The organism is Salinadaptatus halalkaliphilus (assembly GCF_006543045.1).
Classification (GTDB): domain Archaea; phylum Halobacteriota; class Halobacteria; order Halobacteriales; family Natrialbaceae; genus Salinadaptatus; species Salinadaptatus halalkaliphilus.
The window spans coordinates 1-19,927 of record NZ_RBZW01000011.1 but is presented as its reverse complement, the minus strand read 5'-3'; the positions used below and the strand labels follow the sequence as shown (position 1 = coordinate 19,927).

Here is a 19,927-nt window from a genome sequence, read left to right as displayed (position 1 = left end):
AAGTCGTTACCGGCGAAACCGCGACCCGTCTGCGGTTTCGCCGGTAAATCGTTACAGCAATCCGTATGAGACGGACCGTGGCGTCTTCGGATACGTCGCTGGGTGGTGTTTGCGTGATCACTCGAGGTCCTCGTAGTGTTCGTCGAGGACGTCAACGGTCGCCAGCAAGGCACCGAGCAAGACGGGGCCGAAGAACAGCCCCATGACGCCGAAGGCGTAGATCCCGCCGAGCACGCCGAGGATGATGATCGCGGGGCTCAACTCGGCGTAGCGATCGACAACGATCGGCCGCAGGTAGTCGTCGGAGACGCCGACGATAATCGCGCTGTAGATCCCAAGTGCGAGCGCAAGCAGTGGTTCGCCCGTGATGAAGAGGTAGACGACCGCCGGCCCCCACACCAGAAAGGCCCCGATCAGCGGGACGAGTGCGAGGATGACCATCACGAACGTCCAGAACGCGGCGTTCGGGATTCCCGTCGCGAAGAGTCCGACTCCTGCGATCACGCCCTGGGCGATCGCGATCAACACGTGACCGGCCAGCACCGCCCACATGACCTCGTTGAGCTCCTCGTAGAGGTCGTCCTGAACCTCGTCGGGAAGCGGCGTCCGCTCGCGCAACCACGAAAGCAACTGGTCACCCTCTTTGAGCAAGTAGTAGAGCACGAACAACAGGAGTCCGAGTCCGATCAGCGTGTGCGTAAGGACGCTAAACCACGCCGTCGTCTGCTCTAACAGCATCGAACCGATCTGCTGGGCGGAATCCGCGATCGCATCCGTGATATCGACATCGATGCCGACCTCGTCGGCGAGCCACTCCTCGAGGGCGGCGATCTCGAGATCCTGTGGGTCGATATCACCGAGAATGGTCGCCGCGTCGTCGGCGACGACGATAGCGACGAGAGCAAACGGCACGATGAAGCCGACAACTGCGAGCACGAGCAACGAGAAGGCGGCGGCACCGGCCGACAATCGTCCCTCGAACCGGCGTTGCAGCGGATAGAGGACGAACGCGAGAAGAATCGCCGCGAGGATGTACTGGAGAAACGGCGTCACGAGCTGCCAGGAAAAGTACGCAAAGAGCGCAGCGAGCGCGAAGAGAAATCCCTTGCTTCGATTCACACACGAGCCATCCACGAACGGGCAGATAAAAGGCGACCCGACTGCCAGGAACCGATGACTATCGACGGTTCGATCCGGCCCGCGAGGAATCGACCATCGACACTCGAGCGACCAGTATTCTTTTAGCGGTTCGCTGTCTTCGCTCGCTCGTGACTGCAGGCCAGCGCTATCAACAGCGACCCACCGTCCTCGAGCGAGACGGCCATACCTGTCGGCGGTGTGGCACAGACGACGATACGACCGAGCTACGGTGCTATCGGGTCGACGACGACGCGCTCGCGGAACCGATCGACGAGAGCGCGCTCGTCACCGTCTGTGCCGGTTGTTGGAACTCGCTTCGGACCGAGACGGACGTGATCCCGGCGCTCGAGGCGGACGACTGCTTCTCGCTCGTGCGCACGACGACCGAACGCGAGGGCGTCACAGTCTCGGCGGTGGCTGCGTTCGCCTCGCTGACGACTGGACTGCCCAGCGAACTCGAGGCGGCCGCTGCCGACGGGGCGTCGATCGACGCCCAGGCCGCGGAGTACCGCCAAGCACGACGAGAGGTCTTGCTCGCGATCGAGTCCGTCGACACCGAACTGGACTCGCTGCATGCTATCAGCGAGGACGCACTCGAGCCGGCGATCAACGACGCGGTCGGCGAGTTTACCGGCACGGCGACGAAACTCCAGTCCGAACTGCGAGGGATCGTCGCTCTCGGCGAAACCATCGTCGCCGGCCTCGAGCGCTGTCACGGCTGCTTCGATCCGCTCGAGGCTGCCGACCGACAGTGCAAGACGTGTGGTCTCGAGCGACGCGACGTCAGCGACTGGCGTCGTGGGTCCGCCAACGGCGACGTCGACTTCGAGGCGCTGTACGAGGCGATCAACGAAACGTTGCAGACGGCCTCGGCGACGACCGAAGCCCTGACCGCGCGAACGACGGCGGTCGCGACGACGCTCAAGGGCGACGGAAACGATCGCTGAATCGAAACGTCCTCGAGGGCGATGTAGCTGATTGCAGGCGCGAAGCTCTCTCTCAAGGAAAGCGAAAACGAGGGAGTAGGCAGGGTAGGTTACTGGCGTTCGACGATGTTGTGCGAGCGAAGCGAGAGCACCGTCACGCCGTCCTCGTCGACCATTCGCCGTTCGAACTCGACGTAACCGCGATCATCGCGGCTCTCGGAGCGGCGCTTGTCGAGGATTTCGATCTCGAGCGTGAGCGTATCCCCGGGTCGGACCGGCTCGTGCCACTGGAGGTCGTCCATGCCGAGTCCGCCCATGTTCGCGAGGTCGTGGCCGCCCTGGATGAACTCGGTGACGAACAACCGAACGGACAGACAGAGCGTGTGAAGGCCGCTGGCGACGAGTTCGCCGAACATCGACTCTTTGGCCGCCTCCTCGTCCGTGTGAAACGGTTGGGGATCGAACTGCTGGGCGAACTCGATGATCTCGTCTTTGGTCAGCGTGACCGAGCCACACTCGTACGTCGAACCCGGCTCGAGGTCTTCGTAGTACAGCGTCATAGTCGGGTCGCGGCCTCGAGGGTGATGTCGATGGCGCGGCCGACGTTGTTTTTCGCCTTTTCGGGAAGTTCGTCGTCTTCGGTGTCGGTTCCTTTCTGGGTGCCTTCCACGAGGTTGCCGTCGACGGTACAGATCGCACCGGCGCGAAGGCCCTTGCGCCGCGCGAGCGTAAAGAGCGCGGCGGCCTCCATCTCGACACAGAGCAGGCCGGCGTCCTCCCAGTCGGCGACGTGTTCGTCGGTCTCGGCGTAGAAGGCATCGTCGGAGGCGATCGGTCCGACGTGGACGCGGCTCGCGGCTCCGCCGTTCGTTTCATCCGCGCCCGTGGCGGCCGCGCACTCGTCGTTGGCTTCGGCGGCGTCGACGAGCGCCGAGACGGCGTCGTAGTCGGGAACGGCGGGGTACTCGACATCCTCGTATCGCTTGGTGGTCCCTTCGTTTTTGGCGGCACCGGTCGCGACGACCATGTCGCCGATCTCGATATCCGACTGCAGGGCGCCCGTCGTCCCGACGCGCAGGAACGTCTCGACGCCGACGTTTGCGAGTTCTTCGACGGCGATAGCCGCCGACGGACAGCCGATCCCGGTCGAACAGATCGTCAGCTCGCGACCCTCGTAGGTCGCGTTGACGAGTTTGTACTCACGATTTTCGGCGACGGTTTTGGCCTCGTCACAGTGGTCGGCGATACGGTCGACCCGGCCCGGATCGCCCGGCACGAGTGCAATGTCGGTTAGGTCGCCTTCCTCGACGAGTAAGTGTGGTTGCGTACTCATGCCCGCTGTTTCCGCGGGCGGCGAGAAAAAGCATTCGAGAACTCGACCGTCTCCATCGATACCGAAAGCGCATACGGATCGGGTCGCGTTTTCTCGGTGATCGCTCGAGCAGGTCGAGCAAATACCGGTACCGACCGACACCAGTCCGTATCAGGCAGTCGGGCTCACTTCGATCCGGTCCGACCGAACGAGGACTGTCGTTTCGTCGACCGTGAACTCGACAGACCGCACCGAGCGTTCGGCTCCGCTGTACGTCTTCGCAAAGAGCGCATCGAGCGCCTCCGGATCGACGTACTCGTACAGTCGAGTATTCGCCTTCGTCACATCTTCGTCGAAATACTGCGCCAGCGCTGTTGCAACGGCAATACTCGGCGATTCCCCCTCACGTCGGTCGTAGCGGACGTGGCGGCCGAATGCACGCCCGTGAGACTCGCATATCCTTCGATCCGTCATGTCTCTCCGTCACGTTGCCGTGACACTCCACTCGAGTGACCAACGGCCCGGCTCATATAGTTACCGTCAGACGCCACCTGATGAGAACCCGAAACCGTTCGTCATTGCGTATATGCGGCCACAATTCGTCGTGGTATTATGTGACACGCTATCGTGTCTCATACTGTCGGACAGCAGTCGAGACGACGCCGATCGTGCATTCGGGGTCGTCGCCGACGGTGACAACGCTAGCAGACCGATCGGCGTCACGTCGTTCTGTCCGACAGTATCAGCACAGGAGACACACGACGAGGCCGCTTCACGACCGGCAGACACCTCGTTTGCCATCGTCAGTACCGGCTGCGTAGAAACGATCTAACCGCTTCGACCGTCGGCGCACTTCGGGCGCCGTCTTCACTGGCAGTGAGCGCGCCACAGGCGTTTGCGTACTCGAGTGCACGCTCGACGCCGCCCCCGTCGACGAGCGTCGCGAGAAAGCCGGCGGCGAACGCGTCGCCGGCACCGGCCGTATCCACTGGATCGATGTCGAATCCGGGATGATCGTACGATGCCGCCGGCGTATGGACTTTCGCACCGTCGCCGCCGTGTTTGATGACGAGCGTTCGATCACTGAAATCGGAGCCGAGATACTCGTCCTCGAGCAGGGCCGCAACCTCCCGGTCGTTCGCGAAGACGATATCGCTCGCCGCGAGCGTCGCCTCGTAGTCGCGACGCGCGAGGCGCCGGCCGGGATCGAAGCTCACGGTGTTGCCGGCATCGTCGGCGATCGTTGCGATCCTCGCGGCGGTATCCGGCCGCTGGCTCGTCAGATGGACGTAGTCGGCACCACGAACGCGCGCTGGCTTGATATCGTCCGGTCCGACGGCTTCGTTGACGCCGTCGTTGCCGAGCACGGCGACCTCGCCGTCGTCGTCGACGAGCAGGTACTTGACCGCCGTGTCGGCGTCCTTGACGACGCGCAGTCCCTCGAGCGAGACGCCGGCGGACTCGAGCTCGCGGCGGGCGAGGTCGCCGGTGTCGTCGTCGCCGACGCTGCCGATCAGTCCGGCGTCGACGCCCAGACCCGTGAGTGCAGCGGCGACGTTGGCGGCACTGCCGCCGCCCGAGCGGTGTTGTGAACGGATCGACGCCTCGCCGTCGGCCTCGGGGAGTTGGTCGACCCGAAGCGTCACGTCCCAGTTGACGTGACCAGCAGTGAGGACCGTAGACATGCGGAGTTGAACCAACGGACGCCGGCGAGAAAAATCTAGCCGACCATGAACAGCAACGTGTTGTGGATGCCGGGACCGAGACCGACCGCAGCGATGAACGCGAGCAGCAACCGGGCTTGTCGCGGTGCCTCCTCGACGAATTCTCGAAAGAGTCCGAGTACGACCAGCGGAAGGACGACCTTTACCAGCACGAACAGCCAGCCGGCGCCCACGTACTCGTACGTCGGAAGGGCTTCGCCGGTTTCTAACACGAGTCTCGAGAGCGGGACCTCTTCGGCGGCCCCGAGCACGTCGTAGCCGATAGCGGTCGTCACGCCGTCGAGCGTGTGGCCGAAGACGACAATCGCGCCAGTAAGTCCCGTCACCGTCGCGACGTCGGTAAACCAGAGCCCGAGCGCGAGCCAGGCCAGCGCGGTAACGACCACCGTGATAACGAGCGCGATGACGGGCCAGAACGGCTCGAACGTCCCTTGTTGGACGCTCGCAAGGAGGACGGAACCGGTAACGGCACCGACACAGACCACTCCCAACCCGCCGAAGACCCGTTCGATCGTCGGTTGGATCCCCGCAGCGTGGAGGACGATGCCGAGAATCCAGGCGATCCCCGTCGCGATCGCCGCGACGAGATAGACACTCGGCGTCGCAAACAGCGTCTCGACCGACGCTGGATAGGCCTCAAACCGATAGAGGACGTGCAGCGTCGCGCCGAGCATCATCCACGGCGTGAACGCGAGCACGGTCCGATCGGTGACCGGCGGATCGAGCGACCACAGGAACGCAACGACCCCGCCAAGCACCACGAGCGTCGGCCCGAGGAGATACCACGGCGGCAACACGAACCCCTCTGGAAGCACCATGCCTCCAGTGGGACAGACCAGCAACTAACACTTTCCGGTCGGTCGTGACTGTCTCGTCGTTGGCGACCGCGAGCGAATCGACTCCCATCTCGAGCGCCTGCCGTCCGTTACGGTTCCCACGGTTCGCCCGTGGTCTCACCGAACAGTTCTCGCATGAGCGTGACGATACTTTCGGGCGGAAACTGTCCGCGTTCGGTGACGATAGCGTCGACGTGACGTGGCGGGGTAACGTCGAAGGCCGGGTTCGCCACGCGGAGGTTCTGGTCGTCCGGCTTCCCGCCTGTCACGTCGCTGCGCTCGGCGTCGGACAACACTTCCTCCGCCGCACGCATCTCGATTTCGACGGTGTGGCCGGTCATCGTATCCGGATGGAGCTTGATCGTCTGGGCCGCGACCATCACCGGCACGCCGCGCTCGCGGGCGTTGACCGCCAGTCCGCTCGTCCCGATTTTGTTGACGACGCTGCCGTCGGCGGCGATGCTATCGGCACCGACCAGTACGTGATCCGCGTCGTCGAGATACCGTCTGGCTGCGTTGTCGACGATCAGGGTCACGGGGACGCCCAATTCGCGAAGCCGGCGAGCAGTGATATGACCCTGTTTCCGTGGTCTGGTCTCCTTGACGATGGCTTCGATCGCCTTGCCGTCCTCGAGGGCGGCCTCGAGACAGGCCAGCGCGTCCGTCGAGTGACAGTGAGTCATCACCACGTCGCCGTCGCGAAGCCGGTTCGCGCCGATCTCACCGAGCGTCGACTGGGCCTGGGCGAGGTCGCGCTGGAACGCCTCTGCGCGAGCGATCGTCGCGGCCCGCAACTCCGGGACCGTCTCACCCTCCATCCCCCGAAGGACGTACCGGAGCGCGTTGGGCAGACTCACCGCGGTCGGTCGCGTCTCGTACAACGTCCTGGCGGCTGCACGGAGTTCGCTGCGGAAGGCCTCGGGTGTCGTCGCCTCGGACGCTCGAGCCTGCGTCTCGAGGGCTTGGGCTGCAGCGTCGGCGATAGTAGCCGCACCACGCGTTCGCATGTCGGCGATGTCCGCAGCGGTCGAGTCGACCGCCGGAACGACCGCGGACTCGTACTCTCCCATGTCAACGTGTTACACGCGATCCGACAAAAGGAATCGGGCGGGTTTTTGCCCGTCGAGTGAGTTCGTTCGCCATGGATCGCCACGAGCTCGCCCCGTTGATCGACCACACCGTCCTCGGTCCCGAAACGTCGCCCGACGATGTCCGTGCCGTCCTCGACGACGCCGCCGAATACGGGATGAACGCCTGTATTCCACCCTATGCGCTCGAGGAGGCGACCGAGTACGCACCGGACGTGACCCTCGCGACCGTGATCGGCTTTCCCCACGGCCAGAACGACCACGATGTCAAGCGCCGCGAGGGCGTCCTGGCCTGGAAGGCCGGCGCGGACGAACTCGACATCGTGATCAACGTCGGCCGGCTGAAAGCGGGCGAGGACGACACCGTCCGCGCCGAGCTCGCCGAGGTTGTCGCGGCCGTCCCGATCCCCGTGAAGGTGATCATCGAAACCGCGCTGTTGACCGACGAGGAAAAACATCGCGCGTGCGATGCCGCCGCCGCGGCCGACGCCGCGATGGTCAAGACCTCGACCGGCTTTGCCGACGGCGTCGTTTCGGAGACACAACGTGCGAACGGCGGCGCGACGGTTCCAGATGTCGAACTGATGAGCGAGTACCTCCCCGTCAAAGCCAGCGGCGGCGTCGGCAGCTACGACGACGCGATGACCATGCTCGAAGCCGGCGCCGAACGGATCGGGGCCTCGAGCGGCGTGGCGATTCTCGAGGGCGCGCCCGATTCGTCCACGTCGACATAGTCGTCGAGCCAGTACGGACCTCGCCCGAGCGACGGCCGTTTTGCTGTGATCACTCTCCCCCGAGGATACGATCGATCAGCTCCGAGTCGTCGCCGCCAAGCGCCGAGCGAACGAGGAGACTTCCCCCGAGTAGCGAGGGACTGATGACCGTATCGGCACCCGCGTGCTCGAGTTTCGTCGTATTTTCTCGGTCGGTCGCGGCGGCGACGACTCGCGTCTCTGGTGCGAGTTGGCGGGCGGTAAGAATCGAGAGAGCGTCCTCAGCGTCTTCGTTCGTGGCGACCAGAATCGCCTCCGCACGACCGACTTTCGCCCGCCTGAGTGGGGTTTCGTCGCTCGGATTCCCGGTGACGACGGGAATGTCCCGATCCGAGAGGTCGTCAGTGGCATCACGGTTTCTCGCTACGACGACGAACTCCCGGTCGGTGGCAGAGAGTTCGTCGACGATCGGTTCCGTCAGTTCGCCGTAACCGAGTACGACGACGTGATCGCTCAAGAGTTCGAGTTCTGAATCGGTCATCTTTCCGAGTGTCTTCGTGATTCGAGATTGGATCGCTGGGCCGAGGAGCGCTCCGACCGCGATACCGAAACTCGCTACGCCCAGGACGAGCACGGACATCGTAAACAACATCGCCTCGACCGAGTCGGTGTCCGGCGTCACGTCACCGTAGCCGACCGTACTCGAGGTGATCAACGTGAAGTAGAAGGCGTCCAGCATGGTGTCGATCGCCTCGAACTCGTCCCGGAGGACGTAGCCGCCGATCGTGCCGTAGGCCTGGACACCGACCAGCGCTGCGCCGGCGGCGATCTGGGTCGTGGTGAGCGAGAGCGGCTTGGTAAACCGCGTTCGCGTGAGCAATAGCGCCGGAATCGACACCAGTGAGAGGACGATCAGCGGCACCGAGTACGGATTCAACTGCAACACGGCCTGCACTGCGGTAAACGGCAATAAAATTAACGTCGCCCACCAGCCGACGCGAAGTCCGCGTCGAAGTGCGAGGGCGCTCGCGACCATCGTAAAGCCGGTGAGCGCACCGGTGAAACTCACCGTGTTCTGGACGACGGCCGGGATGTATGGCTCGAGTGGCCCCCAGACGACATCCGAGGTCATGTTGACGATCGCCGTCACGACCGAGAGCAGCGCCACGACGAGGACGAGGGCGACGGTCGCCCGCGTCGTGATTCGCCGTCGCCAGTTCGCCGGCAATCGCTCGCGAAGCGACCCGTCTCCGACCATACACACCTGTGAGTGGTGGTCTCAGTTAAGACCGCCGTTCGATTGTCGACGGCCGTGTCGGTACTTGTTTATTGTGTCCAGGACTGAAACCTACAATGACGCTCCCGGTCGAAGTGTTACTCGGTCTCTATATCGGGCTGCTCACCGGCATCGTTCCGGCGTTCGTCGCCGGTTCGCTCGGCTTTCTCGTGCGATATTTCACCGGCGTCACGCTGCCCGGCTTCGGCGTCCTAGTGCTCGCGCTATCGATCGCCAGCATTCAGGGCGGCCTGCTCGGCCTGGCCGAACCCAGCATCGCTCACTCTCCGCGACTGCTGGTCGCCGTCCTCGTCGTCCTCATGCTCGCGCTCTACGCGCACAACCGAGGCGACAAACTCGGCGCAGAGCTGCCACACCGACTATCGCTAACCACGCTTCGACAGCGAACGCTGTCGGCCGACGTCGTGGAACTCGTCGGCTCGGTCGGCCAGGTCACGGTCCGTTCCACCGGCGATGTCCGCGACGTAGAGGGGTATCCACCGCTCCCCGCGTCTCTCCGAGAGACGCTCGAGAACGGCTCCTGGCGGCTCCCCGCCGATCTCCCGCTCTCGGAACTCGAGACCAGACTCGAGGAACGGCTGCGGACTGATTACGGTCTGGCGGACGTGGCCGTGACGATCGACGATCGGGGACGAGCAACGATCGAGGCGGCTCCGCCGTCCGGGAGTCTCTCGAAACGGGTCCGGACGGGTCGACGGGCAGTCACAGTCCAGACGCTCGTTCCCACGGGGTTGGCCCCCGGGGACGAACTTACCATTCGGACCGGCGACCGATCGCTATCGGCAACCGTCCTCGGTGCCCGGACCGAAGTCGACGACGAGCATGCCGCCGAACCACAACTCGAGGACCCGTCAACCGACGAGTCGGCAGTCACCGACGGCGGCAGCAATCCAGATCGGACAGCTCGGACGGCCACGACCGCCGCGACCGGCGGGGGCCGAGGCCGGGTTACCGTCGCCGTCGCGCGCCGAGATGTCAAACCACTGCTCGAGACGACGTCGCCGCGTCTCGTCGTCCAGTCTCGCGGGACGAGCCGCGAGTTCGAAGCGCTCGCGGTGGTCACCCACGAGGGGTACAGTATCCGACGGCTCACCGTCGGTTCGGCCGACGGGATCGACATCGACGACCCCGACGGACCCGAGCCAGCAGCCGACATCACGATACTTGCGATACGACGGCAGGGAACTGAGACGGCGGCCCAGCGACACGGCTGGGTGTTCGCTCCTGGCATCGATCGGTCCCTCGAGGCCGGCGACGAAATATTCGTCGCGGGGCCGGACCCGGCACTCGAGACGTTCGCGGAGGCGGTCGCCCGATGACTCTCACCGGCCTGTCGGTCGCAGCCCTCGACGGTTTCGTCCTCTCGATCGCGCAGTTGATCGAGGTCGAGACACTGCTCGATGTCCTGGTCCGTATCGTCGGCTTCGCCGCGCTCGCGGGCGGGACCGCGGCCGGCGTGGCGTTTCTGTATCGGTGGTACAGCGCCGGCGAACTTCCCGACGGCGTCGCCGTACTGACCGGCATCACGACGGTGGCGATCTGGCTCAACACCAAGACCGCACTGCAGGAGGCGATTATCGGCGAGACGCCGTTGACTGATCCGGGAACGGCTCTCTACACGCTCGCCGCGTTCGCCTGCAGCGCGATCGCTGCGGACGCCGGTCGACGACTCGGCGACTCGCTCGCCCGGGACGCGTCGGCTACGACCTCCCGATCGATCACCGACGTCACCCAGCTCGTCAGGTCGGCGGGCCGAGTGACGACCGTCGAGCTACCGGCCGAACTCGAGGCTATCGATGGCGACGACCCCATCGACGACTCGACCGCGGCGGCGCTGGCCGGGCGGACGTTCCTGTTCCCGCGGCGACTCTCCGTCGACCAGTTGCGCGAGCGATTGATCACCCGCCTCGAGCGCGACTTCGGGATCAGTTACGTCGACATCGATCTCGAGCCCGACGGGACCGTCACCTATCTCGCGGTCGGCCGCCGCCCTGCGGGGATCGGACCGACGCTCGCACCGGGGACCGTCGCCGTCGCGCTGGCGAGCGATCCGGCGGTCGATGCGAGCCCCGGCGATGCGGTTCGGATATGGACGCGAGACGACGAAAGCGGCGAGGCCAGACGGGTTGCCGCCGGCGAACTTCGGGGCGTCGCCGACGGCGTCGCGACCGTCGTACTCGAGGCCGACGACGCGCGACGTCTCGACCCCGACGCGAACTACCGGCTCGTCACGCTGCCCGACGATCCCGACGACCAGCGGGACCTCGTCTCGCTGTTGCGGGCCGCCAACGAGACGGTAACCACGGTCTCTATCGGGTCGGACGATCCGCTCGCGGAGGCGACGGTCGGCTCGCTGCCGGTCCAGGTACTCGCCCTCGAGCGAACCGGTGACGGTGGGGACGAGCGTTTCGCGCTGCCGGCGGCCGAAACGCGGTTCGTGGCCGGTGATATCGCCTACGTCCTGGGTCGGCCGGATGCGCTGCGTCGCGTAACCGAGCGTCAACTAGAAACCCATCAACACCCGCTGGGAGGCGCAACTGCATCGTGAGACGGTCGGCGGCGGACACGCGGGACGGGAATAGTGCGGTCACGAGGGGAGCGTGGTCGAATATCGCCCGAGGCGCGAATGGTCGATGACGTTACTTGCTCGCGATCCACTTGCGCGCTTCATCCATGTCGCTCGTCATGTCGCTCGTGTAGTCGACGTCACCGGCGTCGACGACGTCGTCTAGATTCATCTCCGCGATAGTGCTTTGCTCGTGGACGACCATGTGATACTCCGCGCCGGCGTCGACGGCACGGGGGATCCAGTCCTCGAGGAGGTACTCGTGATCGTCTCGATTGACGCCGGTCATATCGCGATGGTCGATAAGTATCTTCGATCCGCCGTGTTCTTTCGTACACTCGATCATCGCCTCCGCGCCCTCCCGGAACTGCTCGCCCTTGGCGTAGTTGTTCCACTTGTGGACGACTGCCTCGAGTTCGTCGTCCCAGTAGGTCGTGTGTGTTTTCGTCTCTTCGTACACGTCGCGTGCCATGCCAGACACAGGCGTGGTAGCGGAAATATATCTACTGACCCTTCACGGCGGTCGTTCCGACGGCAATCGTTGGCGTTGCGGGCACGGCGAGTGGCGGCGGCTGTCCGTCCAAACGGTAGCTACTTGCCGTCGGATCCGATATCGCCACGTATGACCACGGAGTGGAAACTGTTCGCCGACCTCGCCGAACGCGCAGGGGACAAACACGTCACGGTCGACGCGTCGGCCGGCGATACCGTCGGTGACGCACTCGAGGAACTGCTCGACGGTCGCTCGGAACTCACAGAGCGCGTTCAAACCGACGACGGCGAGTTGCGCTCACAGATCAACGTCCTCCGCAACGGGACGAACGTTCTGGTCGAGGAAGAGGGGCTCGAGACCGAACTCGAGGCGGGCGACGAACTGGCGCTGTTCCCGCCGGTCAGTGGCGGCTGTTGTAGTCAGTGAACGTCACTGCACACCCGACGCACGACTGCGCTGCGATCAGTGTGTGAATGATTTCGCTGACTACTATACGCACACGTCGCCAGTCAGGTCCAGTCCAAGTGCGAAATCCGGTTCGTCGGCGAGTTTCGCGCCCGCGTACGCGGCGTCGGTCACGTACCGGGCTGTCTCGGGAATCACGATGCGTATCGTCTCTGCCTCGAGTCGCGCTGCATCACGAGCGATCGCACCGAAGAGCGCACGGGCCGACTCGAGGTCGTCCCAGGCGCCGACGCCGTACTCGGCGATCGTCTCGGTGTCGGCACTCGCTTCATCGATCCCGTCGCTGCAGTTCGCGTCGTCGTCAGGTTCGCGCTCGAGGGTACGGGTTCGGTAGGCGACGCCCGACCATCTGTCGTCACCGCCGACGGCGAAGACGGCCGTCTCGTCCGCGAACTGTTCGAAATCGGCTGGTGTGAGTTCGCGCATCGACCACGATTCCTCGGGTGCGAGTCCGAGCCCCCGGAGGTGCGCTCGAGCGTCACTGTGGGTCCAGTAGCGCCAGGCCGCGGTCGGATCGCTCGAGACCGTCCGCGACGCCGGAATTGCGGCGTCCGAATCGGGATCGGGATGGGCGAATCGAAACGACGTGATCGGCTCGAAGCCGCTCGCCCGTGCCATTCCGAGCGAGGGCGTATTCCAGGAAAAGATCATCACCCGACCGACCGTCGCGCCCTGCTCGCGGGCCCACTCGAACGTCGCCTCGTTCAATCGCGTACTCACGCCCTGGCGTCGGTACTGGGAGGCGACGCGCATCCCGTGAAACCAGGCTTCGTCGGACGAGAGCATCACCGCTTGGACGATGCCCGCCGCCTCGCCGTCGACCTCCGCGAGGAAGGTCTTTTTACCCGTTTCGTCGGGGTCCTCGAGCCAGTCGTGGTAGACGTCGGGGATGTAGTCACCGCCGCGATCGGCCCAGATATCGCTCGTAAACGCCCGGACGGCCTCGTAATCGTCGTGCGTCGCTCGCCGAATATTCATATGTCGTCTGTTTCGATTTCGAAGCGCGTATTCGTTGGGTTTGATGCGTCTCCCCGTTTCGAAGCCCAACGCAGAACGTCGGTGTTCGGGTTCTCGTCCTTATTCCCACGGAACCGATCGTTCCTGTAGTTCGCCCTCGAGCGAGGTTCCCATCGCCTCTTCGACGTCCGCGCTGTTTTCGAGCGCCCACATCAGCTTCACTTTCGCCGTTCCGGGCAGGGTGTCGCCGGCCTCGACGACGCCGGCCTCGAGCAGGTCGCGACCGGTATCGTAGACCCGGTCACAGACCCGGCCCTCGAGACACTGGCTGGTCATGACGACGGTCGTGCCGTCGTCGATCAGTTCCTCGATGCGGGGGATGAGGTCGGTGTGGACGTGGCCGAGACCGGTCCCCTCGACGATAAGGCCGGCCGAGCCCTCGACGACGTCGAGAAAGGCCGGGTCCATCCCTGGCGTGAACTTCAGCAGTTCGACGTCGGCCTCGAGATCGGACTCGAGCGCCAGGTCGGCTTCGCCGCGTTCCTGGTAGTCCCGACGGAAAGAGACCGCTTCGTTCTCGTAGTCGACCGCCCCCAGCGGTTCCGCGCCGACGGTTTCGAAGGCATCGCGGCGGGAGGTGTGATTCTTCCGGACGCGAGTGCCCCGGTGGAGCGCACAGATGTCATCGCTCTCGGAGCCGTGCATACAGACCAGCACCTCCGCGCAATCGCTCTTTGCGGCCTCGACGGCTGCGACGGCGTTCATCACGTTGTCCGAGGACGGTCGGTCGGCCGAACGCTGAGAGCCCGTAAAGACGATCGGGACCGGCGTCTCGAGCATAAAGGAGAGTGCGGCCGCGGAGTACTGCATCGTGTCGGTGCCATGCATGACGACGACGCCGTCGGCACCGGCCTCGATCTCCTCGTGGACGACCGCGGCCAGCTCCTGCCAGATCGGCGGCTCCATGTTCTCAGAGAGGATGTTCGCGACGACGCGACCCCGGTAGTTCGCCCGCCCGGCGAGATCCGGGACTGCCCGGAGGACGTCCTCGGCGTCGAACTGCGCGGTCACCGCGCCGGTCCGGTAGTCGACCGTCGAGGCGATCGTCCCGCCGGTCGAGATGAGCGTGATCGTCGGCAGATCGTCGTCGAACGCGATCTCGGACGTTTCGTCGTCGCCGTTCGAGCCAGTGCCGTCGATCTCGTAGACGTCTTCCGCGAGTACCTCGACGTCTGCCTCACCGCGGTCGATGCCGACGTTGTAGCCGCCCTCGAGTTTCACGACGAGGTTCTCGTCGGTACTCGAGGGGAGCAAGACGCCCTCGAGCGTTCGATCCGCGCGGTCGACGCGAACGCGATCGCCTGGATTCATGGCTGGGCCTACCGCCGCGGGCGACTTGAAGGCACCCTTTCGCCCGCACCGATCGCTACCAGGTGAGACCGATCACGACGAGCCCGAGTCCGGCAAGCGCCAACAACGTGACGATCAGGGTGGTCAACAGCCGAACCGAGTCGAGCGCGTCGTCGGCAAGCTCGAGACGCGGATAGAGGTGTCTCGAGAGATACGCGAGCGCGAATCCCGCGGCGATCGAGACAGCGCCGAACACAACCAGTTCGACGTTCACTGGCAGCCATACCAGCCCGGACGGCATAAAACACGGTCACCGACCGGCGGTGAGACAGACGGAATTGAGACGGGTTACTGTCAGTCAGTTCCGGCCCAGCCGCGACCCGGGCGGCGGCTGGGCCGGTTGACTCGCTTCGCTGCGCAACCGAGACTCGTCTCACACAGTTCGACTCACCGCCGGTAGATCGGTACAGTAATCCGTATGAGAAGAGCTCCCTCGATCAAACGTAGCCAAACTCCGAGGCCGCCCCCATGACGCCAAAGAGCAGCACGAGTGCGAGACTGAGCACGTAGTAGATCACCCACGTCGTCGACGGCTGGAACCGGTCGGGCAGGTGTTCGCGGACGATATACCAGTTCGCCGGATAGAACGCGATCTCCGTGATCGCGAGGATCGCGGAGATCCAGACGAGGAACGTGACCGGCACCGTCCCGAGCGTGACGACGACCGAACAGCTCACGACGACGATGCCGACGACGACGACCTTCCGAATCAGTTCGCTATCGAGATCGGGCTTGTCGAGCGCCAGCGGTAACGCATCGCCAGTCGCGCGTGATGCGCCGTCCAGCAGCGTGATGACCGTCGAGTAGAGGGCGGCGAAGGCCCCGACGACCATCGCGTAGTAGGACCACTCGCCGAACGAGCCACTCAGGATCGAGCCGATCGTCAGCGCGAGGTTGTCGTCTCCCGGCGGCTCCGGGTAGAGGACGTTCGAGGCCAGAACGACCATCGCGACGAGCAACACGAAGCTAAAGACGTACCCGATGTTGAAGTCGCGTCGCCCGGTCTGGATCCACTGGCCGATGTACTCGCGGTACTGCTCGTCGGTCGGATCGAGTCCGTTGGCCCGAAGTTCGTTCGCCCCTTCGCCTTTGGCCGTACTCCAACTGCCGATGAGGACGCTCGTACTGAACCCGGTCGGCGCAAAGCCGGCCGCCGCCGCGAACAGCCCGACGAACAGCGGCCCGGTGAGATCCGGCGAGGTAAACGTCGTCGCCGCGATGACCTCCGTCGAGGGCGGTCCGACGACGACCGCGATCAGGATAAACGCCCCCAGCGCGACGGTAAAGCCGATCAGGATCTTCTCGAGCAGCGAGTACCGGGTGAAAAAGACGAGCAGCCCCGCCAAGCCGACGAAGACCACGAACGCCCAAGTAAACGACAACGGCGTCAGCGCGGCGACGAACGCAGCCGTACTCATCCCGACTGCGGCCGTAATGCCGGAGTACGCCACGGTAAACACGAGCACCGTAAACCACTGCATCCAGTTGCCTGGCCCTGGGAGGTCGCCGTAGGCCTCGACCGGGTTGCGTCCGATGCCGTAATTGTACCTGATTCCAAGCTCCCAGGCGCCATACTTCGCGAGATAGATCACCGCGAAGATCCAAATTGCGTAGAGGCCGAAGTGACCACCCAGCGTCGGCGCGAGGACGATGTGGCTCGCCCCGATACTGATCAGCGCCCACAGCATCGACGGGCCGAAATGGTTCGTAAAGAATCCCCGCCAATCCGTCTCCGGATACGTCAACTCGAGGTCGTCCGACACCCCATCCGCCGGCTCACTCGCCATCGCCTGTCCCCCGTGTTCGGTGTCGGTGTGTCCGTCGGTTGGTCGACGCCAACAGTCGCGACCGGCCATCCCCCATGGTTCTCGTACGCATACTATCGACAACAGTGGAGACCACCTACATATACTCTTTCACAATGGTTCGATATTTCTGCCAAATGACACCCTGAAACTGTACATTCAGTCGAAACAGGCCGTGGCCCGCATCGCTCACGACGCCGTGAGTGTAGGGAAAAGGCCATGGTGCCTGCGGGACACGTCTTTGACATGAGCGACCGCTCGGACGAACTCACCGAGAGTCGGGATTCCCGCTCGACCGACGACCTCTTAGAGGAGACCGAGCAGCTACTCTCGGGCTCGAGCGGCGGGTCCGGCCTCGGCACCGAGAGCCCTCCAGCCGACGGCACCGACCCCGGTACCGAAACGCGCAGTGGAACGGCCACGAGAGCGACGGATTCGAGCGGCTCGTCGCGACTCGATGCCCTCAAACCGAGCCGCTCCGCGGGCGAATACTTCTCACCGAAGGCATTTTTCGCCCTGTTCTTGGTGCTTGGTGCGACCGTCTTCGCTGGCGGAACTGTGTTGCCGTTTGCCGGCGGCGCGATCGGACTGCTCGTCGTCGCCTTCCTCGTCGGGCTCGTGACCTCGAGGCGTCGATATCTCGAGATGATCGTCGCAGGCACCACGGCGGGCGGTGTCGTGACGGTACTTACCGAGCCGATGCTGGCGGTTGCTGGCTCCATGCGGACGGTGTTGCTGGTCGGGGCCGCCGTCGGGCTGCTCGCGACCGTACTCGGCTACTACTTCGGTCGGGACCTCCGAGACGGGCTGTTTCGGGACATCGAGTAGCGTTTCAAACCGATCGGGGAAAAGCGTGCGATTCACCGGGCCGTCGTCACTTCACAGCCGTCTTCGGTAACGATGATCGTGTGTTCTTTCTGACTGACGAGGAACCCATCGTCTTCCTGCAGGACGGGGTAGCCGTGAACGATGTCGTTGCGTTTGAGCCGTCGCAGCGCCATCTCCGCACGGTCAGTGTCGAGCCAGCGGGTCGCAAACGGAAGCGTCCGGAACTCCTCGTTGATCTGGGATAAAGCGTCGCGAGCCTGTCGGTTGCGGACGGTGCCCTCGCGATCGAGCGCGAAAATTTCCTCCGTAGCGCCCTCCGAAACCTTACCGCCACCGTCGGTCGCGAACGGTTCGATCGCGACCACGTCACCGACCTCGAGCGTCGCGCCCTGGGAGACGGCCCGGTTCGGAATGTTCGGGCTCGTGTGCTGTTCCCAGTGGCCCAGCCCGTGGCCGGTGAGGTTGACGACGGGATTGTAGCCGTAGCCGTCGATAACGTCTTCGATCTCGGCGCCGATCTCGCCCGTTTCGACACCCGGCTCGACGACCTCGAGGGCGGCCTCGAGGGCCTGTTCGGAGGCTTCGGCGAGTTCGGGATTCCCCGAGAGGTCGACCGTGATCGCGGTGTCGGCGAGCCAGCCGTCGACGTGGACGCCGATATCTAAGTTGATCATCTCCTCGCCGAAGGTCGTCTCGTCGTCGATCGACGGCGTCGCGTGGGCCGCCTCCTCGTCGACCGAAATGTTGACCGGGAACGCCGGCTTCCCGCCGAGCTCGCGGATACGATCTTCGGCGTACTCGGCGACCTCGAGGTGGGTCGTCCCAACCTCGACGCGGGCGGCGGTTTCCTCGCGTACCTGTGCGAGGATCTCGCCCGCCTCGCGGTGTTTCTCGTACTGCTCGGACGATAAGTCCACGTCGGAATCGGTCATGCATCGGGGTTGTACCGGTCGGCAAAAAGAGGTTCCGCTCTCCGGAGACTGGCACCCGATCCCGTCACCAGCAGCGACGCCGGTCACCGATCCCGGCGAGTTGGACGCACATCGCATTCGAGACAGACCTCGAGGCCGTGGACGTTCGAGACAGTCGTTCCACAGTGTGGACAGGACCGGACGCGCTGTTGCGGTGGTCGAAGCATGGTCGAGCAATTGGACACGACAATAATAAAACTCCTATACGACAATTGTCGAAAAAGAACGGTTCGTAGCGATAACCCGTCGTCGAAACCCCCACACTTAGGAGCGGGGCTCGTGAACCAATGGCGACATGTCGCCGATTGCATTGCTCGTGCTATTCTGTGCGGCGATGTTCGCGATTACGGTTGGCCACATAGCTCGTGGTGAGGACTCCGACCGCGTCGAAATCGGGACGGCGCTCGTCGTTCTCGGCATTACACTCCTCACGGGCTCGTGGCTCGGATTCGAGACGTTATCCGGAATTACTGTCGGTGTTGTACTCCTGGGGGGAGCCGGAACCGCTGTCGCCGTCGCCGGTCTCGCCGTCGTCGGATACTACTGGACCGACCCCCGACCCGGTACGTCGTTCGAGTCGGTCGACCGGACCGACGAGAGCGACACCGAGTGTCCAAACCAGTGAGCGGGGTCCGACGGTCTCGTCACGTCGGCGCAACAGTTGTCGATTTTGACGTACGACGATCGACGATGCGAGCACGAGGCCTGTCGACTGACCGCGATCACAGCTGCTGTCGTTTTATGCGCCTGACCTGCCCCAGCCGCCGATTCCGCCAGGAATCCCACGGAGAGAAGGTCGACGTTCGAAAACCGGACGGCCTCGCTGACGGAAATGGTAGGTCTTTTACCCCCATCGAAGTACCGTATAGACGAGATGAGCTACGACAAGATCGAGGTCCCCGAAGACGGGGAGCAGATCACGCTGAAAGAGGGTACCGACGGCGAACTCGAGGTTCCGGACAACCCGATTATCCCGATCATCTACGGCGACGGCGTCGGCAGCGACGTCGGTCCGGCCGCCCAACAGGTCCTCGAGGCCGCCGCCGAGGCCACCGGCCGCGAGATCAACTGGATGCGCGTCTACGCCGGCGAAAGCGCCCGCGAGAAGTACGACGAGAACCTGCCCGACGAGACCGTCGAGGCCATCAAAGAACACCGCGTCGCCATCAAGGGCCCGCTGACGACCCCCGTCGGCGCCGGCTTCCGCTCGCTCAACGTCGGCCTGCGCAAACTGCTCGACCTCTATGCTAACGTGCGTCCGACCTACCACCTCGACGGCGTCCCCTCGCCCGTCAAAGAGCCCGGCCAGATGGACATGGTCACCTTCCGGGAGAACACCGAAGACGTCTACGCCGGCATCGAGTGGGAAGCCGGCACCGACGAGGTCGAGGAAGTC

The 19,927-nt window shown here is 64.3% G+C and carries 22 protein-coding genes; 8 read left to right on the top strand and 14 right to left on the bottom strand.

Annotated features, from left to right (window positions below):
• Positions 1-117: 117 nt before the first annotated feature.
• Positions 118-1,119 (bottom strand): AI-2E family transporter, encoded by a 1,002-nt coding sequence (locus D8Y22_RS02885; RefSeq protein WP_141463216.1) that lies wholly within the window; start codon positions 1,117-1,119, stop codon positions 118-120.
• Between the two features lie 149 nt (positions 1,120-1,268).
• On the opposite strand from D8Y22_RS02885, the gene D8Y22_RS02880 reads away from it, so the two are divergent.
• Complete coding sequence (locus D8Y22_RS02880) at positions 1,269-2,087, top strand: HNH endonuclease (protein ID WP_141463215.1); 819 nt, start codon at positions 1,269-1,271, stop codon at positions 2,085-2,087.
• An 89-nt stretch (positions 2,088-2,176) separates the two neighbouring features.
• Here the strand turns inward: D8Y22_RS02880 and D8Y22_RS02875 are convergent, their stop codons facing one another.
• The 6 genes from D8Y22_RS02875 to D8Y22_RS02850 all read right to left on the bottom strand — a co-directional run bounded on the left by D8Y22_RS02875 (position 2,177) and on the right by D8Y22_RS02850 (position 7,008).
• Entirely contained in the window at positions 2,177-2,626 is a 450-nt protein-coding gene (locus tag D8Y22_RS02875; protein ID WP_141463214.1) for a MaoC family dehydratase, read from the bottom strand.
• Positions 2,623-3,399, bottom strand: coding sequence for a nucleoside phosphorylase (locus D8Y22_RS02870; RefSeq protein WP_141463213.1), 777 nt, complete (start codon positions 3,397-3,399; stop codon positions 2,623-2,625). Before D8Y22_RS02870 ends, D8Y22_RS02875 begins: the two co-directional genes overlap by 4 nt.
• 150 nt (positions 3,400-3,549) lie before the next feature.
• Positions 3,550-3,852 (bottom strand): HalOD1 output domain-containing protein, encoded by a 303-nt coding sequence (locus D8Y22_RS02865; protein WP_141463212.1) that lies wholly within the window; start codon positions 3,850-3,852, stop codon positions 3,550-3,552.
• Between the two features lie 329 nt (positions 3,853-4,181).
• Positions 4,182-5,063, bottom strand: a complete 882-nt coding sequence (locus D8Y22_RS02860) for a carbohydrate kinase family protein (RefSeq protein ID WP_141463211.1) — start codon at positions 5,061-5,063, stop codon at positions 4,182-4,184.
• Positions 5,064-5,098: 35 nt separating this feature from the next.
• Entirely contained in the window at positions 5,099-5,920 is an 822-nt protein-coding gene (locus tag D8Y22_RS02855) for a DUF63 family protein (protein WP_141463210.1), read from the bottom strand.
• A gap of 107 nt (positions 5,921-6,027) precedes the next feature.
• Complete coding sequence (locus tag D8Y22_RS02850; RefSeq protein WP_141463209.1) at positions 6,028-7,008, bottom strand: ribose 1,5-bisphosphate isomerase; 981 nt, start codon at positions 7,006-7,008, stop codon at positions 6,028-6,030.
• A gap of 71 nt (positions 7,009-7,079) precedes the next feature.
• On the opposite strand from D8Y22_RS02850, the gene deoC reads away from it, so the two are divergent.
• Entirely contained in the window at positions 7,080-7,760 is a 681-nt protein-coding gene (gene deoC / locus D8Y22_RS02845; RefSeq protein ID WP_141463208.1) for a deoxyribose-phosphate aldolase, read from the top strand.
• Between the two features lie 49 nt (positions 7,761-7,809).
• On the opposite strand, the gene D8Y22_RS02840 is transcribed toward deoC, so the two are convergent.
• Positions 7,810-8,997, bottom strand: coding sequence for an NAD-binding protein (locus D8Y22_RS02840; RefSeq protein WP_141463207.1), 1,188 nt, complete (start codon positions 8,995-8,997; stop codon positions 7,810-7,812).
• A 95-nt stretch (positions 8,998-9,092) separates the two neighbouring features.
• On the opposite strand from D8Y22_RS02840, the gene D8Y22_RS02835 reads away from it, so the two are divergent.
• Together D8Y22_RS02835 and D8Y22_RS02830 are read left to right on the top strand one after the other, a co-directional pair.
• Entirely contained in the window at positions 9,093-10,355 is a 1,263-nt protein-coding gene (locus tag D8Y22_RS02835; protein ID WP_141463206.1) for a potassium transporter TrkA, read from the top strand.
• A complete protein-coding gene (locus D8Y22_RS02830; protein WP_141463205.1) occupies positions 10,352-11,584 on the top strand; it encodes a TrkA C-terminal domain-containing protein in 1,233 nt (410 codons plus the stop codon). Before D8Y22_RS02835 ends, D8Y22_RS02830 begins: the two co-directional genes overlap by 4 nt.
• A 91-nt stretch (positions 11,585-11,675) precedes the next feature.
• Here the strand turns inward: D8Y22_RS02830 and D8Y22_RS02825 are convergent, their stop codons facing one another.
• The gene (locus tag D8Y22_RS02825; RefSeq protein WP_141463204.1) at positions 11,676-12,074 is read right to left on the bottom strand and encodes a hypothetical protein; all 399 of its coding nucleotides are present in this window, start codon (positions 12,072-12,074) and stop codon (positions 11,676-11,678) included.
• Positions 12,075-12,224: 150 nt separating this feature from the next.
• Here D8Y22_RS02825 and D8Y22_RS02820 point away from each other — a divergent pair, with 150 nt between their 5' ends.
• Positions 12,225-12,521 carry a ubiquitin-like small modifier protein 1 gene (locus D8Y22_RS02820; protein WP_141463203.1) on the top strand — a complete coding sequence of 99 codons (297 nt, stop codon included), beginning with the start codon at positions 12,225-12,227 and terminating at the stop codon, positions 12,519-12,521.
• Positions 12,522-12,584: 63 nt separating this feature from the next.
• On the opposite strand, the gene D8Y22_RS02815 is transcribed toward D8Y22_RS02820, so the two are convergent.
• The 4 genes from D8Y22_RS02815 to D8Y22_RS02800 all read right to left on the bottom strand — a co-directional run bounded on the left by D8Y22_RS02815 (position 12,585) and on the right by D8Y22_RS02800 (position 16,714).
• Positions 12,585-13,538, bottom strand: a complete 954-nt coding sequence (locus D8Y22_RS02815; RefSeq protein WP_141463202.1) for a GNAT family N-acetyltransferase — start codon at positions 13,536-13,538, stop codon at positions 12,585-12,587.
• Positions 13,539-13,637: 99 nt separating this feature from the next.
• Positions 13,638-14,888: a Glu-tRNA(Gln) amidotransferase subunit GatD gene (gene gatD / locus D8Y22_RS02810; protein ID WP_141463201.1), complete on the bottom strand. Its 1,251-nt coding sequence runs from the start codon at positions 14,886-14,888 to the stop codon at positions 13,638-13,640.
• Positions 14,889-14,943: 55 nt separating this feature from the next.
• A complete protein-coding gene (locus D8Y22_RS02805; protein WP_246084340.1) occupies positions 14,944-15,141 on the bottom strand; it encodes a hypothetical protein in 198 nt (65 codons plus the stop codon).
• A 223-nt stretch (positions 15,142-15,364) separates the two neighbouring features.
• Positions 15,365-16,714, bottom strand: a complete 1,350-nt coding sequence (locus tag D8Y22_RS02800) for an Nramp family divalent metal transporter (protein WP_141463339.1) — start codon at positions 16,712-16,714, stop codon at positions 15,365-15,367.
• 264 nt (positions 16,715-16,978) lie between these two features.
• Here D8Y22_RS02800 and D8Y22_RS02795 point away from each other — a divergent pair, with 264 nt between their 5' ends.
• On the top strand, positions 16,979-17,560 hold the full coding sequence (locus D8Y22_RS02795) for a DUF456 domain-containing protein (protein ID WP_174811732.1): 582 nt from the start codon (positions 16,979-16,981) through the stop codon (positions 17,558-17,560).
• Positions 17,561-17,592: 32 nt separating this feature from the next.
• On the opposite strand, the gene map is transcribed toward D8Y22_RS02795, so the two are convergent.
• The gene (map, locus tag D8Y22_RS02790; RefSeq protein ID WP_141463198.1) at positions 17,593-18,492 is read right to left on the bottom strand and encodes a type II methionyl aminopeptidase; all 900 of its coding nucleotides are present in this window, start codon (positions 18,490-18,492) and stop codon (positions 17,593-17,595) included.
• A 334-nt stretch (positions 18,493-18,826) separates the two neighbouring features.
• On the opposite strand from map, the gene D8Y22_RS02785 reads away from it, so the two are divergent.
• Together D8Y22_RS02785 and D8Y22_RS02780 are read left to right on the top strand one after the other, a co-directional pair.
• Entirely contained in the window at positions 18,827-19,156 is a 330-nt protein-coding gene (locus D8Y22_RS02785; RefSeq protein WP_141463197.1) for a hypothetical protein, read from the top strand.
• 249 nt (positions 19,157-19,405) lie between these two features.
• Positions 19,406-19,927: isocitrate/isopropylmalate family dehydrogenase (locus D8Y22_RS02780; protein WP_246084339.1), on the top strand; the 522-nt coding region annotated here is incomplete at its 3' end.